This window comes from Zhongshania sp. R06B22 (assembly GCF_040892595.1).
Lineage (GTDB): Bacteria > Pseudomonadota > Gammaproteobacteria > Pseudomonadales > Spongiibacteraceae > Spongiibacter > Spongiibacter arctica.
This window is the reverse complement of sequence record NZ_JBFRYB010000001.1, coordinates 989001-1004407: the sequence shown is the minus strand read 5'-3', so window position 1 is coordinate 1004407 and position 15407 is coordinate 989001. Positions and strand designations below refer to the sequence as shown.

Here is a 15407-nt window from a genome sequence, read left to right as displayed (position 1 = left end):
TAACATTGGTACGGCTGTGTCCGCACAGCTGCCAAAGGAAAACATATCTAAAAAGTACACGGAGCACTTCAAATATGAAAAAAATTATACTTACTGCTGCTATGTTGGTGATGCCATTTGCAACTCAAGCCGCTGGTTATAGTGCAGCAGGCTGTGGTTTAGGCGCCAAACTTTTCGAAGGTCAATCAGGTTTAGGCCCCCACGTATTAGCGGCTACAACAAATGGCTTCTATGGCACCCAAACGTTTGCCATGACATCTGGCACACTGGGATGTAACGTGGACGGCGTTATCAACGCTCAGGCATCTTTGTATATTGACTCAAACTTGGATCAGATCGCAGCGGATATGTCTAAAGGTAGCGGCGAAGCTCTTGACGCACTAGGCGCTGTAATGGGCGTTCAAAAGGCTGATCTGGCGCAATTCCGTTCAGTTATGCACGCCAATTTCACCCGCATTTTCCAAAATGAAACCACTACGGGTTCAGAAGTTACCAACTCCATTACCACGGTAATGAAAGGTGATAGCACACTGAACAAGTACGTCGGCTAAGCTCTCTGAGCACTAATGCTGCTCGGCAACACACTCTGTTGGTCGAGCAGCACGTTCCTAGAAGTCACTTCATAATCCTGTTTATCACTTCCATGATTGCCGCAGGTAGTTGTGCGTCCGCCTCGATTAATAGCAGTTACAAACACCTATGCGCCGTCTATTCGTATTTATTTTCACATTTATAATATGGCAATCACCCTGCCAATCCAGCCCCGTAAATTCAAGCGTACTGAATCCAGAATGGGCTAGCAGCCCCACTTGGATAGCGCTATTGAGCTACCAGCAAACACTATTCAATCAAGCTTATACAAGCCAAGCCGATAGCACGGCCTTTTTTCTAGCAAGCAATGGAAAGAATGATCCACACTCTGAGCTCCTAGCCACTTTTGATGGCCTCTTTCAGAACAATAGTCTCGGCGATGAGCATCCACGTTGCCGCTTCCCCGCGCGATACCACTGGCTGATAGAAAAACTAAGTACCTCTATCGAGATTCCTGCAGCGCCGAAGTGCGAAGCATTTAATACGTTCCAGGAAACCCTCAACGCAGCTGGGGCCACAATGATCTTTCCAGCCGCCTATCTCAATAGCCCATCATCTATGTTTGGTCACACCCTGCTGAGAATAGATCAGCATGGCCAGGACAAAAGCAATCGTATTCTCGCCTATACTGCCAGCTACGCCGCCAAAAATGACCCTTCAGACAATCAGCTTAGCTTTGTATTCAAGGGGCTTATGGGTGGTTATCCAGGAGAGATGACCGTACTGCCCTACTATATGAAACTGAAAGAATATCGAGATATCGAAAGCCGCGACATCTGGGAATACCCGTTAAATCTTAGCCAGGAAGAGACCGATCAGATGGTTCGCCATCTCTGGGAAGTATCAGGAGAGACCTTCGACTACTATTTCTTCACTGAAAATTGTTCCTACCGCTTGCTGGGGGTTCTCGATGCGATTCGATCAGAAAAGCCCATGTTGAAAGCCTTTCGACTACATGCCATTCCGGTCGATACCGTCCGCGCAGCATTGCAGCACGGCTACATAGTCGATGCGATCTATCGCCCCTCTATCGTCAACCAATTTCAATATCAACTAGATTTGCTCAGCCCTGATCAGCGAGATCTGGTTTATGGGCTTGTAAACCACCCAGTTCCCGAATACGCGACCTTAGAACACTACCCCGCTGAGCAGAAGGCCGCAATTTTGGAAACAGCCTTTCTTTATTCAAGGCTGGTCACTACAGTCCCCCAGCAAGTAGCGGCCAAACGCTCATTGCAACTATTGCGCGACAGAAATGAATTGGATATCGAAAGCCCACTGCCGGAGCTACCAACACCAACGCAGCGAGACGATCAGGGACATTTATCAAGTCGACTCCAAATTTCAGCTGGTGAATTCGACGATCAACCCTATATCGGTTTCGACTGGCGACCTGCATACCACGCACTGAATGACCCCGGGCTCGGTTACCCCTTAGGTTCAGAACTTAAATTCCTAGATATGTCTTTTCGCTACTACCAAGATGATGGCTTAAAGATGGAAGATCTAAGCCTTATAGGTATTAAATCGATCACTGCTCGAAACCGCTTTTTCCGCCCCTTATCATGGACCTTTGATATTGGTGGTCATCGCGTTGAGGAACATGAAAAACGCGCATGGGTTCCTCATATTCAAGGATTAGCGGGACCGGCGTGGAATGTTAGTGGTGGCCTACTCTACGCCCTAGCCGGCGGCCAGGGACAGATATCAAGCAAACTGAAAAGTGGGTTTGATGTGAGGGCGCAGACAAGCATAGGCTACCTGCGTAAAACCGACTCCCAGCAATTTTTGATAGGCGCGAATTTTGAACAAAGCGCCGTAAATGACTCGGATCCCGATCTAAGGGTGTCTGCCCGTCATGACCTGCAGCTCACGGGCAACTGGAATATCTTCTGGGAGTTCGAGCGTAGTAAAATTAGTGGCAGCTACCGCAATCAGTATGAATTGGGAATTAAGGTCTTTTACTAATACAGTGTGAAACGGTAACTCAGGCGCTAGAACAAGCCAAGAGAGCCGAGCCACTAGAGAATCTTTCCGCAATCAACTCTTATAAAGTTTTATACTTTTAGAGCTGCTCTCAAAGGATTGCACCGCTGAAAATGAGAAAATTTCTCTGGGTACTCATTTCCTTAAATCCCAAGCAAAAAAAACCCCGCTAAGCGGGGTTTTTTTAACGAAGAGAGTTACGCCTTATTCAGCGCTTGGCTCAATCGCTTCTTCGGCTACAGCGGCTTTACTATCAGCTATTGCTTCTTTGATAGAAAGCTTGATACGGCCACGAGCGTCGACATCCAGTACTTTAACCTGAACATCTTCGCCTTCTTTCAAGTAGTCGCTAACGTTCTCTACACGCTCATCAGAAATCTGAGAGATATGCACAAGACCGTCTTTACCCGGCAGGATAGTGACAAAGGCACCAAAGTCTACGATACGAGCAATTTTACCCGTGTAGATTGCGCCGATTTCAGCTTCAGCCGTAATCGCTAGAATACGGTTTACTGCATCGTCACGTGAGGCTGCATCTGAGCCGTATACCCGAACTGTACCGTCATCTTCAATATCGATTTGGGCACCAGTTTCTTCGCACATGCTGCGAATGGTTGCGCCACCCTTACCGATGATGTCACGGATCTTATCTGAATCAACCTTCATTACGTGCATGCTTGGCGCGTTTTCAGAAACACCGCTGCGTGAAGTAGCAAGAATTTGATTCATTTGACCAAGAATGTGCAAACGCGCTTGCTGAGCCTGCTCTAGCGCCACTTCCATGATCTTTTGGGTAATACCCTCGATCTTAATATCCATCTGCAGAGCAGTGATACCATCGGCAGTACCGGCAACTTTAAAGTCCATATCACCCAAATGATCTTCATCACCAAGGATGTCGGTCAAAATAGCGAAACGCTCGCCTTCTTTAACCAAGCCCATCGCAATACCGGCAACAGGTGCTTTAAGCGGTACACCAGCATCCATCAATGACAAGCTGCCCACACAAACCGAAGCCATTGAGCTGGAACCGTTTGATTCAGTAATTTCCGACACCACACGAATAGTGTAAGGAAATTCTTCTGCTGTTGGTAAAACTGCTTCTAAGCTGCGGCGTGCGAGACGACCGTGGCCAATCTCACGACGACCAGTGCTGCCCATACGACCGCACTCGCCTACTGAGTAGGGAGGGAAGTTGTAATGCAGCATAAAGTTGTCTTTAAACTCGCCAGCCAAAGCGTCAACAAACTGTGCGTCACGGGTTGTGCCTAAAGTGGCAACACCAATGGCCTGTGTTTCACCACGGGTGAACAAAGCTGAACCATGCGCCTTACCAAGTACGCCAACTTCAACATTGATTGGACGGACTGTGCGGCCGTCACGACCATCGATACGTGGCTCGCCATTCAATATACGCTGACGAACAATTTGCTTTTCAAGCTTGGCAAACACACCGCGAACGTCGTCGGCGCTGTATTGCGCGTCATCGCCAGTTGCCAATTCTTCAATGGCTTGTTTACGCAAATCACCAACTTTAGCGTAACGTTCCATTTTATCAGTAATGCGGTAAGCATCACCAAGACCAGGCTTGTAGCCCGCGGCAACAGCGCCTAACAAGGCAGTATTTTCTTCTTCTGGCTGCCAGTTCCAAGACGGCTTGCCCACTTCAGTTGCCAGCTCTTTAATTGCTTGCACTGCCGCCTGCATTTCTTGGTGAGCATATAGCACTGCACCTAGCATTTGATCTTCGGTCAGCTGCTGCGCTTCGGACTCAACCATTAATACGGCGTCTTCGGTACCAGCTACAACCATATCTAATAGGCTAGTTTCCAACTGTGCGTAGCTTGGATTGAGGATGTAGCCATCTTCAGCGGTAAAACCAACGCGCGCCGCACCCACTGGGCCAGCAAACGGAACACCTGATATAGCCAATGCCGCAGAAGTACCGATCAATGCGGCAATATCTGGATCGTTTTCTTTGTCTGCAGACATAACAGTACAGATAACCTGCACTTCATTCTGGAAACCTTTAGGAAACAGCGGACGAATCGGGCGATCGATCAGACGTGAGGTTAAGGTCTCTTTCTCTGATGGACGCGCTTCGCGCTTAAAGAAACCGCCTGGGATTTTACCAACGGCATAAGTACGCTCTTGGTAATGCACAGACAAGGGGAAAAAGTCCTGACCAGGTCTAGCAGATTTTGCTGCAACCACAGTACATAGAACCTGAGTATTATCGATTTTAACTAGCACTGCACCACTCGCTTGACGAGCTATACGGCCGGTTTCCAAGGTAACAGTCTGACTGCCCCACTGGAATGTCTTAGTAACGGGATTCACGGAGTAATTCCTCCCAAATAGGGGTTATATAAAGTAATAAGGGGGCCACTAAGGCCCCCTCACTTATTCTTGTTTTAACGACGCAGACCTAAGCTTTTGATCAACTTGCTGTAACGCTCTTGGTTTTTGCGTTTCAAGTAATCTAGCAATTTACGACGCTGATTTACCATGCGGATCAAACCACGACGTGAATGGTGATCCTTTTTATGACCTTCAAAATGGCCTTGCAGCTTGTTAATGTTAAAGGTTAACAGTGCAACCTGTACTTCTGGAGAACCGGTATCGCCTTCGGCAGTTTGGTAATCCTTAACAACTTCAGCTTTCTCAACAGCAGATAATGCCATCTTCTTATTCCTCATTACGAATATGCGTTTATAAATCAAGCCTGACCGTGCATATTTACAGTCAGGTTCGGAAGGAATAGCACATTGCCAAGCCCTTCATTTCCTTTTACCGGGACACCGGCATAAATTCAGCCGGGCATTATCCCACAGTTGAGACCAAACGACGAGGCGTAACGCGCCCATCGTCCAAAATTTCACCAATTCCCAGAAATTTGCCATCTTCAGCAAGTAACACCACGGTCCCTGAGGTGGGCGCGCCGGAGACCTGCACGGGCTGCCCCTGCAATAAATAGTAGACTGCCGTTTCACCCAGGGTGAGCTGTGGAATATGGCCAAGTGCGTCAGTGATCGGCAGCAGCAGGGCATCCAATCCAGCAAAATCGTCCGCATCACGCAAGACCTGCAACGCGTCGGTAGAGACTGCTTGAGCTTCGATAAATGGACCGGCCTGCAAGCGCCGCAAACTCGACACATGCCCACCACAACCAATAGCGAGCCCTAAGTCTTCTGCAAGAGACCGAATATACGTGCCCTTGGTGCAACGCACTCGCACCACCGCGACAGCGATAACGCCGGGAGTGAAAGATTCCAATTCAAACTCGCGAATAGTAACTGGCCGCGCTGGACGCTCAACGGTAATTCCCTTGCGGGCCAATTCGTATAAGGGTTTGCCATCACGCTTCAGCGCGGAATACATGGGGGGCACTTGTAAAATATCGCCACGCAACTTGGCAATGTGCGACTCAAGCTCTGCCGCGGTGAGATATGAAGCGTCAACCTCAGCCAATACAGCGCCTTCGGCATCGCCGGTATCGGTTCGCTGACCAAAGATGAAATGGCTGCGATACTCTTTATCGGCATCCAATAGAAACTGGGAAAACTTGGTTGCCTCGCCAAAACAAATCGGCAGAACGCCAGTAGCAAGTGGGTCTAAGGCGCCGGTATGGCCGGCTTTGGTCGCATTGTAAATGGCACGCGCAGTAACCATTGCACCATTAGAGGAGCGACCAGGGGGTTTATCCAACACCAAAATGCCGTCAATGGACCGGCCTTTGCGACGTCTTGCCAAAACACTTATTCCTTGTCGTCATCCGTATGACGGCTGCGATCAGCCTCAACCGCATCCTGAATAAGCTTACTGATATGCTGACCACGATTAACGCTGGTATCGTAATAAAAGCGCAGCTGTGGCGTGGTGCGAGCGTTATTGATTTTAGCAACTTGGCTGCGTAAAAAACCCGCGGCCTTGTTTAACACGGCCAAAGATTCTTTCGCCTCTTCAGCTGTGTCCTTACCCATAACGGTCACGTAAATCTTGGCATGACTCAAGTCACGACTGACTTGAGCATCGATGACGCTGACCATACCAAGCCGCGGATCACGGAGCTCTTTCTGGATAAAGCTACCCAGCTCTCGCTTTAAAAAATCCGCTATCCGCGCTGTACGACTAAACTCTTTCAATTGACATGCTACTCCGCAACGTCAGCCCCTAGAGGCTGCGTGCAATTTCCCTAACTTCATACACTTCGATCTTGTCACCGGGGCGTACATCTTTGTAGTTCTTCACGCCGATACCGCATTCCATGCCGTTTTTAACTTCAGCGGCATCGTCTTTAAAGCGGCGCAAGGATTCCAACTCACCCTCGTAGATAACAACATCTGCGCGGAGAACACGGATACGCTTACTGCGATAAACCGTACCTTCAATAACCATACAGCCAGCAATATCACCGAATTTCGGTGAGCGGAATACATCCCGCACTTCAGCAACGCCGACAATGTCTTCGCGCATTTCAGGGCTTAACATACCCGTTAATGCCGCCGTCACATCATCAATCACGTCGTAAATCACGCTGTAATAACGAAGATCAACGCCTTCGCTCTCTGCTAATTTACGCGCACTAGAGTCAGCCCGCACATTAAAGCCGAACATTACCGCACTGGAAGTTAACGCTAGGTTTACATCTGTCTCGGTGATACCACCAACGCCAGCTGATACGATATTGACATTAACTTCGTCATTACCAATATCCATCAATGACGCCTGCAGTGCCTCTAGGGAACCGCGAACATCAGTTTTAAGAACAACATTCAGAATACGACGCTCGGCTGATTCCATGCTTTCAAACATGCGATCAAGTTTAGCGGCTTGCTGACGCTTAATACGCTGCTCGCGATCTCGCACTTGGCGGAAATCGGCCACTTCACGAGCGCGCTTGTCATTTTCAACCACAACAAAGCTATCGCCCGCTTCTGGCGTGCCATCAAGACCCAAAATTTCCACAGGAATTGAGGGGCCCGCTTCTTTAACAGGCTTACCATTCTCATCAAGCATGGCGCGAACGCGACCAGAACATTGGCCGGCCAACACGATGTCGCCCTGGCGCAAAGTACCGCTTTGAATCAACAGGGACGCAACCGCACCGCGGCCCTTATCCAAACGAGATTCGATAACCAAACCATGAGCCGGCAAATCCGCAGCCGCTTTCAATTCTAGCAATTCAGCTTGCAGCAAAACGGCATCTAGCAATTTATCGATACCTTCACCGGTATGTGCAGATACATGCACAAACTGGGTATCACCGCCCCACTCTTCCGAAATAACATCTTTTGCAGACAGTTCGTTCTTAACGCGATCAGGATCCGCGCCTTCTTTATCCATTTTATTGACAGCAACAACCAAGGGCACGCCCGCTGCTTTCGCATGCGCTACGGCTTCTTCGGTCTGCGGCATAACGCCGTCATCGGCTGCGACAACAAGAATAACGATGTCGGTGCTCTTGGCGCCACGAGCTCGCATCTGAGTAAACGCAGCGTGACCAGGCGTATCAAGGAAGGTGATCATGCCGTGACCAGTTTCAACATGGTAGGCACCGATGTGCTGGGTAATACCACCCGCCTCACCGCTTGCTACCTTGGTCTTCCGGATATAATCAAGTAAGGATGTTTTACCGTGGTCAACATGACCCATTACGGTAACGACCGGCGCGCGGGTAATCATTGTGCCTTCGCCGCGTGCTCCCAAGGTTTCTTCAAGCGCCTCTTCAACCGCGTCGTCAGAGACCAGCTTAGTGCTATGGCCCATTTCTTCGACGACAAGCTGAGCAGTCTCTTGATCAATAGGCTGATTGATGGTGACCATCATCCCCATTTTGATCATTTCTTTAATAACTTCTGACGCCTTAACTTTCATTTGCTGAGCAAGCTCGGCCGCGGTGGTGGTTTCACCTATATTAACCGCGTAAACAATCTTGTCAGTAGGAGCTTGGAAAGCATGACGCTGAGCATCATCAGGCAATTTCAGGGTCTTTTTCTTGCGACGACCGGCGAAGGAACCTGCACGATCTAGATCGTCACGCTTATTACCACGAGACTTTCCACCTTTACGACGCGGGCGGTCATCATCTGCGCCGGCGGCAGGTGCTGCTGCACGACGATGATGGCGAGGTGCTGGCTTTTCGCTAGTATCGCTACCACCTTCTTTAGCTGCAGGCGCAGGTGCAGCGGCGACAGCTTGGGCAGGCGCTTTTGCTTTCTCTTTACGCAGTTCTTCGTCGCGTTTTTTATCAGCCGCCACTTCTGCACGGCGCTCTTTAACTCGTTTCTCTTCTTCTTTGCGGCGGATGATTGCACGCTGACGAAGAATCTCAGGGTCGACGTCTAAAACGTCTTCAACCACTTCTCGGTATTCATCGGTCTTATTCGCAGGAGCGGCTGTTGGCACTGGGGCAGCGACAGGCGCCTCTACAACAGGCTCTTCTTTTACCGGCTCCGGCGCTTTTTCTTCTATAACTGGCGCTGGCTCGGGTTCTGGCGCTTTTTCTTCAGCAACAACTTCGGCAGTAACAACCTCTACTGCTGGCTCGGGCGCAGCTTCAACAATCGCCTCAACCTCGGCCACTGCATCAACAACGTCGTCTTTTGTCTCCGGCTGAGCAATCTCTTCCGCCGCAGCTTCCGCAGCCATTTCAGCAGGGTCACGCTTTATGTACGTCCGCTTTTTACGAACCTCAATATTAACGGTTTTCTTACCAGCACCAGATCCTGTTTTAAGCGTGCTAAGTGTCTTACGCTTCAAAGTGATTTTCTGTGGTGCCTCGGCTGATTCTCCGTGGCTCCGCTTTAAGAAAGTCAGTAAAGTTTGCTTGTCTTCATCAGACACAACTTGCCCAGCAGCGCTGTGCGACAGCCCCGCTTCCTTCATTTGTCGCAATAATCGTTCTACAGGCGCGCCAACGACTTCAGCAAGCTGGCTCACGGTAACTTCAGCCATTCATCATTCTCCCAAAACGGTACGACTCGCTTATTTTGCAGATTCTTCTTCGTCTGCAAACCACGGAGCACGGGCAGTCATAATTAACTCACCAGCCCGTTCTTCAGTCATGTCTTCAATGTCGAGAAGATCTTCAACAGCCTGTTCGGCCAGATCTTCCATCGTTACAATGCCACGGCTGGCAAGGATAAAAGCAAGATGCTTTTCCATACCGTCCATTGCCAGCAGGTCTTCAGCCGGTTCGGCACTCTCTAATTTCTCTTCGCTAGCTATCGCTTGAGTCAGCAAGGCATCCTTAGCGCGAGCACGCAATTCTTGCGCAATCTCTTCATCAAAGCCTTCTATGGACATCATTTCTTCAAGCGGTACGTAGGCAACTTCTTCCAAGGTTGTGAAACCTTCTTCTACCAATACTTCAGCAATATCATCGCCAATATCTAAGGCGTCGACAAAATAGCTGATGACCTGACCAGATTCTTGCTCGTGCTTGGCGCCCATCTCTTCAATGCTCATCACATTGATAGTCCAACCCGTCAACTGCCCAGCAAGGCGCACATTCTGGCCGGCACGACCAATGGCCTGGGCAAGATTGTCGTCTGCCACGCCAACATCCATAGTGTGGGTATCTTCATCCACAACAATAGATTCAACTTCAGCCGGGGCCATAGCGTTAATAACTAACTGCGCTGGATTGTCATCCCACAAAATAATATCGACGCGCTCATTGCCCAGTTCACCCGACACAGCTTGCACACGCGAACCACGCATACCAACACAGGCACCTACAGGATCAATACGACCATCATTGGTTTTTACGGCAATTTTTGCCCGTGAACCAGGGTCGCGAGCAGCAGCGCGAATTTCAATAACATCTTCAGAAACTTCAGGCACTTCAATTTTAAATAGCTCGATCAACATCTCTGGGCACGCGCGGCTCAAAAACAACTGCGGGCCACGCACTTCGGGACGCACGTCAGCGAGAATTGCGCGAACTCGGTCGTTGATCCGAAAAACCTCACGGCCAACCAATTCTTCACGAGGCAATAAAGCTTCTGCGTTGCCACCAAGATCAACAATAATACTGTCGCGGGTAACCTTCTTGACCGTGCCGTTAATTAGCTCGCCAACCCGACTGCTGTATTCATCAACGATTTGAGCACGCTCGGCCTCGCGTACTTTTTGCACAATAACCTGCTTGGCAGTTTGTGCAGCAATACGACCGAAACCAACATTCTCAACCACTTCTTCGTGGGTATCACCAGCTTTTAAGTCAGCACTGTATTCGTGTGCTTCTTCAGTTGTGAGCTGGGTACCGAGCAATGCCATTTCATCGTCTGGCATAACCAACCAACTGCGAAAAGTCTGGTAATCTCCCGTGAGTCTATCGATCACCACGCGAATTTCGGAATCTTCGTCATAACGTTTTTTAGCGGCTGTTGCCAATGCCTGTTCAATCGCTTCGAAAATAATGGTTTTAGACACACCCTTTTCGTTTGATACGGCTTCAACTACCAGTAATATTTCTTTACTCATTATCCGCCTCTTTCCGCAGCCGGCCATTTGAAATATTCATCCCCGACTAAAACCGGGGCACGACATTTGCTTTATCAATCTGATCGAAGGGAAGCAAATAATCATGCTCCTCAACCATCAAAACCACATCTCCATCTTCGACGCCCATCAGACGACCAAGAAACTTACGACGCCCCTCAAAGGAGGTGCGCAAGCGAATACTTACATCACTATCGATGTACTGCTCAAACTGCGCCAAAGTAAAAAGCGGTCTATCCATACCTGGTGACGACACTTCTAAATTGTACTCACCAGAAATAGGGTCTTCTACATCCATGACGCCACTAATCTGATGACTCGCTTTTGCGCAGTCATCAACACCAATACCTTTGTCGCTATCAATATACACACGCAACATCGTGTGGCGGCCATGAGACTGATAATCCAGACCCCACAACTCATAACCCAGAGCTTCCACTCCCGGCCTTAACAATTCTTCTAACTTGACTGTCTTGTTGGACAAGTTCACTACCCACCAATAAAAAATGGGCCCAAGGCCCACCATCGAAATTCTTTTACGTACGCCCTTTAGCTATACGAAAAAGCCCCTATGGAAGGGGCTTCTAAAAACTTCTGATCTATAATAAAGCGAAGTCACCTTACGCTCTGAGGAAGCTCAAAAAACCGAATCTGCCACCCCATATCAGGAGCCGCATTATAGTCGGAAGCCAAGAGCAGGTCAAGCCACGCACCCGCAAGGAGTGCCAAACCGAGATCACTTGCCGAACAAATGAAATACAAAAAAAGGATAACCATTAACCATGATTATCCTTTTTTATTTTTTGGTGCCGAAGGCGGGACTTGAACCCGCACGAGCAATGCCCACCACCCCCTCAAGATGGCGTGTCTACCAATTCCACCACTTCGGCTAATTCTTTATTTCGCTGCCGCCGGCACATCATCTACCGCAGGCATATCAGACTCATCCCTACCCAACTGCACAGGCATGCTGTCATCACCTACCGGCGCAACATCACGACTCTCCTGCAGCACAGGCACTTCAATAATATCTTCATCAACACCGCTACGCTGCTTTGCAACATAAGCCAAAGATAAACTGGTAATAAAAAACACCGTTGCCAACACTGCAGTGACGCGCGTTAAGGCATTGCCGTTGCCGCTACTACCGAGCAATGTTTGCGACGCACCAGAGCCAAACGAAGCCCCCATGTCTGCGCCTTTGCCCTGCTGCACCAGAATCAAACCAATAATGGAAAGACCAGCCAACACATGTACTATTAAAATAATTTGTTCCATTACTCCGCCGCCCGACATATTGCGGAAAATTCCTGTGCATCAAGTGACGCACCACCCACTAAACCGCCATCAATATCCGCCTGAGCGAACAATTCACCTGCATTAGCAGCCTTAACGCTGCCACCGTACAGAATTCGCAAGCCCTTCGCCAAATGCTCATCTTTCTTTGCAAAAAGAGCACGAATAAACGCGTGCACTTCTTGAGCCTGACTCGGACTTGCCGTCTTACCCGTACCAATCGCCCAGACTGGCTCATAAGCAACCACAATCAACTGTAACTGCTGAACACTTAAAGTCGAAAAAATCGGCTTAAGCTGGGCGGAAATAACTTCTAGCGTAGCGCCGTCATCACGCTGTGTCTCAGTCTCGCCAACACACACCAATGGCACTAAACCCTGCTCTAAAACTTGTTTTGCTTTTTGCGCAACCTGCTCACTGGTTTCGGCATATATAGCTCGACGCTCAGAATGACCAACTATGACGTAGCGGCAACCGATATCAGCCAACATAGAAGCCGACACCTCGCCGGTAAATGCACCATCACCCGGCTGATCACAAACATTCTGATTACCAACAGCGACCGGCGAACCAGACAAACCCGCTAACACCTGAGCCAAATACACCGAAGGAGGAAACACCGCGATATCTAAACCAGGCTCCGCAGGCAATGACGTTTTTAATTCCGCCACCAACTTTTCAATGCTGGCAGTGTCGCCGCACATCTTCCAGTTCCCTGCTACGAGATTACTACGCATGCCATTTCCCTTAGCGCAAAATGGGCGCCAATCTTACATAAACTTATAAACACATACAAGAACCGCCACCACCTTATGATGAAAGCTTTTGCACCTTGTCTGCTAGGCGCTGACATAAATCAGCAACCTGCACGGCATTCTCGCCCTCAACCATCACTCGCACTAAAGGCTCGGTACCAGAGGCGCGCAATAATACCCTGCCTCGCCCCGCTAATTCCAGCTCAACCTGAGCCACCGCGGCAGCCAATTCAGAATCACCGAGGTCAACCGGCTTCTGAATACGGATGTTTTGCATGATTTGGGGGAATTTACTTACTGGCTTGCGCAGCTCAACTAGACTCTTGCCGCTTCTAACAATGGCCTGAACCACCTTCAGCGCCGCAACGATACCATCGCCGGTGGTACTCACGTCGCCGCAAATAATATGACCGGAGTTCTCCCCACCCAATTGCCACCCCAGTGCATTCATACGCTCTTTAACGTAGCGGTCGCCAACCTGGGCACGCTCAAAAGAAACACCAAGAGCCTTCAGCGCAAGCTCAAAACCAAGATTCGACATCAAGGTGCCGACAACACCTTCACAATACTCACCGCAACGTAGCTGCTCCGCGGCAATGATATACAGCAATTCATCACCATCAACCAAATCACCAGAGGCATCGGCAAACAACACTCGATCCCCGTCACCATCAAATGCAATACCGAAATCTGCGCACTCACGCAGAACTAGCGCCTGCATATCCCCCGGATGAGTCGAGCCAACATTGGCATTAATATTAAGTCCGTCAGGAGACGCACCCATCACAATGACCTCAGCGCCAAGCTCGGCAAACACAGCTGGCGCCACGTGGTAAGTGGCGCCATTGGCGCAATCGAGAACAATCTTTAAACCCGCTAAGGAAAGTCCGGTTTGACCGGTAGATTTACAGTATTCAATATACCGCCCTGCGGCGTCGTCTATTCTTCTCACCTTCCCCAGCTTCGCGGACTCAACCGTTGCCATGGTTGCGTCGATCGCCTCTTCAATCGCAATCTCAAGCTCATCCGGCAATTTGGTACCGTCGGCGGAAAAGAATTTTATGCCGTTGTCATAAAAGGGATTGTGGCTAGCACTAATAACGATGCCGGCGCGCGCCTGAAACGTCCGCGTTAAATATGCAATAGCTGGCGTTGGCATTGGGCCCAAAAGTAGCACATCGACCCCCGCAGCAACCAAGCCCGCCTCTAAGGCAGACTCGAACATATACCCTGAAATGCGAGTATCTTTACCAATAAGTACTTTGCTTCGACCTTCGCGAGCAAATACTTGACCTACCGCCCAACCCAGCTTCAAAACGAACTCAGGGGTAATAACGCCTTCACCAACGCGACCACGCACGCCGTCTGTACCAAAGTATTTTCTAACCATTATTAGTTTTCTCAAACTTTACGGCGGTCGCTAACTTCACCGCATCAACTGTTTCTTTAACATCGTGAACGCGAATAATATGCGCGCCGCGCTCTACCGCCATTGCCGCCATTGCAATACTTGCGGCCATTCTCTCTTCTACAGCACGCCCCGTGATCGCACCTAACATTGATTTTCTAGAAACGCCAACCAACAGCGGAAAACCCATTTCAACAAAATCAGGCAAGCGACGAAACAGTTCGAAATTATGCTCGGTTGTTTTACCAAAGCCAAAACCGGGATCGAGCAGCAGCTGGTCCTTCGCAATACCGGCGGCTAAACATGCAGCCACCCGGCCTCGCAAGAACGCAGCCACTTCTTCAAAAATATTCTGGTAACTGGGCTGCCGCTGCATAGAGCTTGGCTCACCCTGCATATGCATCAAACACACCGGCAAGCCACTCGCTGCAGCAGCGCTTAAGGCCCCCGGCCGCGACAGCGCCCGCACATCATTGATCATTCCTGCGCCAAGTTGAGCTGCGCCACGAATAACTTCGGGGGTGCTGGTATCGACCGAAATAATAGTATCAAAACGCTGGGCAATAGCCTCAACGACCGGCAGCACTCGCTCGCACTCGCGCTCAGCAGTAACCGGCAATGCGCCAGGTCGTGTTGACTCGCCGCCAATATCTACGAGTGTTGCACCCTGCTTGCAAACCTCCTCGACCCGCCGCAGTACTTTTTCAAGCAAGACGCCGCCGGCGTGAAATTCACCACCATCTGAAAAGGAATCAGGGGTAACATTAATAATTGCCATAACCTGAGGCGCGCTTATGTTCAATAAGCGAACACCGCAGCGAAGCTGCGGTGGCGATGGACTTAATAAGGAGCTCATTACAAAC

The 15407-nt window shown here is 49.6% G+C and carries 13 protein-coding genes and 1 tRNA gene; 2 read left to right on the top strand and 12 right to left on the bottom strand.

Annotation, left to right across the window (positions count from 1 at the left end):
- Positions 1–74: 74 nt before the first annotated feature.
- Positions 75–551 (top strand): DUF3015 family protein, encoded by a 477-nt coding sequence (locus AB4875_RS04555; RefSeq protein ID WP_368374865.1) that lies wholly within the window; start codon positions 75–77, stop codon positions 549–551.
- Positions 552–699: 148 nt separating this feature from the next.
- The gene (locus AB4875_RS04550) at positions 700–2559 is read left to right on the top strand and encodes an Lnb N-terminal periplasmic domain-containing protein (protein WP_438273514.1); all 1860 of its coding nucleotides are present in this window, start codon (positions 700–702) and stop codon (positions 2557–2559) included.
- Between the two features lie 222 nt (positions 2560–2781).
- Here the strand turns inward: AB4875_RS04550 and pnp are convergent, their stop codons facing one another.
- The 12 genes from pnp to folP all read right to left on the bottom strand — a co-directional run bounded on the left by pnp (position 2782) and on the right by folP (position 15400).
- Positions 2782–4917, bottom strand: coding sequence for a polyribonucleotide nucleotidyltransferase (gene pnp / locus AB4875_RS04545; protein ID WP_368374863.1), 2136 nt, complete (start codon positions 4915–4917; stop codon positions 2782–2784).
- A gap of 74 nt (positions 4918–4991) precedes the next feature.
- On the bottom strand, positions 4992–5261 hold the full coding sequence (gene rpsO, locus AB4875_RS04540) for a 30S ribosomal protein S15 (RefSeq protein ID WP_368374862.1): 270 nt from the start codon (positions 5259–5261) through the stop codon (positions 4992–4994).
- 139 nt (positions 5262–5400) lie between these two features.
- A complete protein-coding gene (gene truB, locus AB4875_RS04535) occupies positions 5401–6330 on the bottom strand; it encodes a tRNA pseudouridine(55) synthase TruB (RefSeq protein WP_368374861.1) in 930 nt (309 codons plus the stop codon).
- A gap of 5 nt (positions 6331–6335) precedes the next feature.
- On the bottom strand, positions 6336–6722 hold the full coding sequence (gene rbfA, locus AB4875_RS04530) for a 30S ribosome-binding factor RbfA (RefSeq protein WP_368374860.1): 387 nt from the start codon (positions 6720–6722) through the stop codon (positions 6336–6338).
- 28 nt (positions 6723–6750) lie between these two features.
- Entirely contained in the window at positions 6751–9534 is a 2784-nt protein-coding gene (gene infB, locus AB4875_RS04525; RefSeq protein ID WP_368374859.1) for a translation initiation factor IF-2, read from the bottom strand.
- 30 nt (positions 9535–9564) lie between these two features.
- The gene (gene nusA / locus AB4875_RS04520) at positions 9565–11067 is read right to left on the bottom strand and encodes a transcription termination factor NusA (RefSeq protein ID WP_368374858.1); all 1503 of its coding nucleotides are present in this window, start codon (positions 11065–11067) and stop codon (positions 9565–9567) included.
- Positions 11068–11113: 46 nt separating this feature from the next.
- Positions 11114–11569: a ribosome maturation factor RimP gene (rimP, locus tag AB4875_RS04515; protein WP_368374857.1), complete on the bottom strand. Its 456-nt coding sequence runs from the start codon at positions 11567–11569 to the stop codon at positions 11114–11116.
- 320 nt (positions 11570–11889) lie between these two features.
- A tRNA-Leu gene (locus tag AB4875_RS04510) sits at positions 11890–11975 on the bottom strand.
- A 7-nt stretch (positions 11976–11982) separates the two neighbouring features.
- The gene (secG, locus tag AB4875_RS04505) at positions 11983–12363 is read right to left on the bottom strand and encodes a preprotein translocase subunit SecG (protein WP_368374856.1); all 381 of its coding nucleotides are present in this window, start codon (positions 12361–12363) and stop codon (positions 11983–11985) included.
- Positions 12363–13118, bottom strand: a complete 756-nt coding sequence (gene tpiA / locus AB4875_RS04500) for a triose-phosphate isomerase (protein ID WP_368374855.1) — start codon at positions 13116–13118, stop codon at positions 12363–12365. The genes secG and tpiA overlap by 1 nt, the downstream gene beginning before the upstream one ends.
- Before the next feature lie 73 nt (positions 13119–13191).
- The gene (gene glmM, locus AB4875_RS04495) at positions 13192–14526 is read right to left on the bottom strand and encodes a phosphoglucosamine mutase (protein WP_368374854.1); all 1335 of its coding nucleotides are present in this window, start codon (positions 14524–14526) and stop codon (positions 13192–13194) included.
- Positions 14519–15400 carry a dihydropteroate synthase gene (folP, locus tag AB4875_RS04490; RefSeq protein WP_368374853.1) on the bottom strand — a complete coding sequence of 294 codons (882 nt, stop codon included), beginning with the start codon at positions 15398–15400 and terminating at the stop codon, positions 14519–14521. The genes glmM and folP overlap by 8 nt, the downstream gene beginning before the upstream one ends.
- Positions 15401–15407: the final 7 nt, after the last annotated feature.

What these genes read in the sequence shown, in the direction of transcription:
- infB (WP_368374859.1), bottom strand. Translation starts at nt 9,534, where the DNA reads ATGGCTGAAGTTACCGTGAGCCAGCTTGCTGAAGTCGTTGGCGCGCCT.
- secG (WP_368374856.1), bottom strand. Translation starts at nt 12,363, where the DNA reads ATGGAACAAATTATTTTAATAGTACATGTGTTGGCTGGTCTTTCCATT.
- folP (WP_368374853.1), bottom strand. Translation starts at nt 15,400, where the DNA reads ATGAGCTCCTTATTAAGTCCATCGCCACCGCAGCTTCGCTGCGGTGTT.
- rpsO (WP_368374862.1), bottom strand. Translation starts at nt 5,261, where the DNA reads ATGGCATTATCTGCTGTTGAGAAAGCTGAAGTTGTTAAGGATTACCAA.
- glmM (WP_368374854.1), bottom strand. Translation starts at nt 14,526, where the DNA reads ATGGTTAGAAAATACTTTGGTACAGACGGCGTGCGTGGTCGCGTTGGT.
- tpiA (WP_368374855.1), bottom strand. Translation starts at nt 13,118, where the DNA reads ATGCGTAGTAATCTCGTAGCAGGGAACTGGAAGATGTGCGGCGACACT.
- AB4875_RS04550 (WP_438273514.1), top strand. Translation starts at nt 700, where the DNA reads ATGCGCCGTCTATTCGTATTTATTTTCACATTTATAATATGGCAATCA.
- AB4875_RS04555 (WP_368374865.1), top strand. Translation starts at nt 75, where the DNA reads ATGAAAAAAATTATACTTACTGCTGCTATGTTGGTGATGCCATTTGCA.
- nusA (WP_368374858.1), bottom strand. Translation starts at nt 11,067, where the DNA reads ATGAGTAAAGAAATATTACTGGTAGTTGAAGCCGTATCAAACGAAAAG.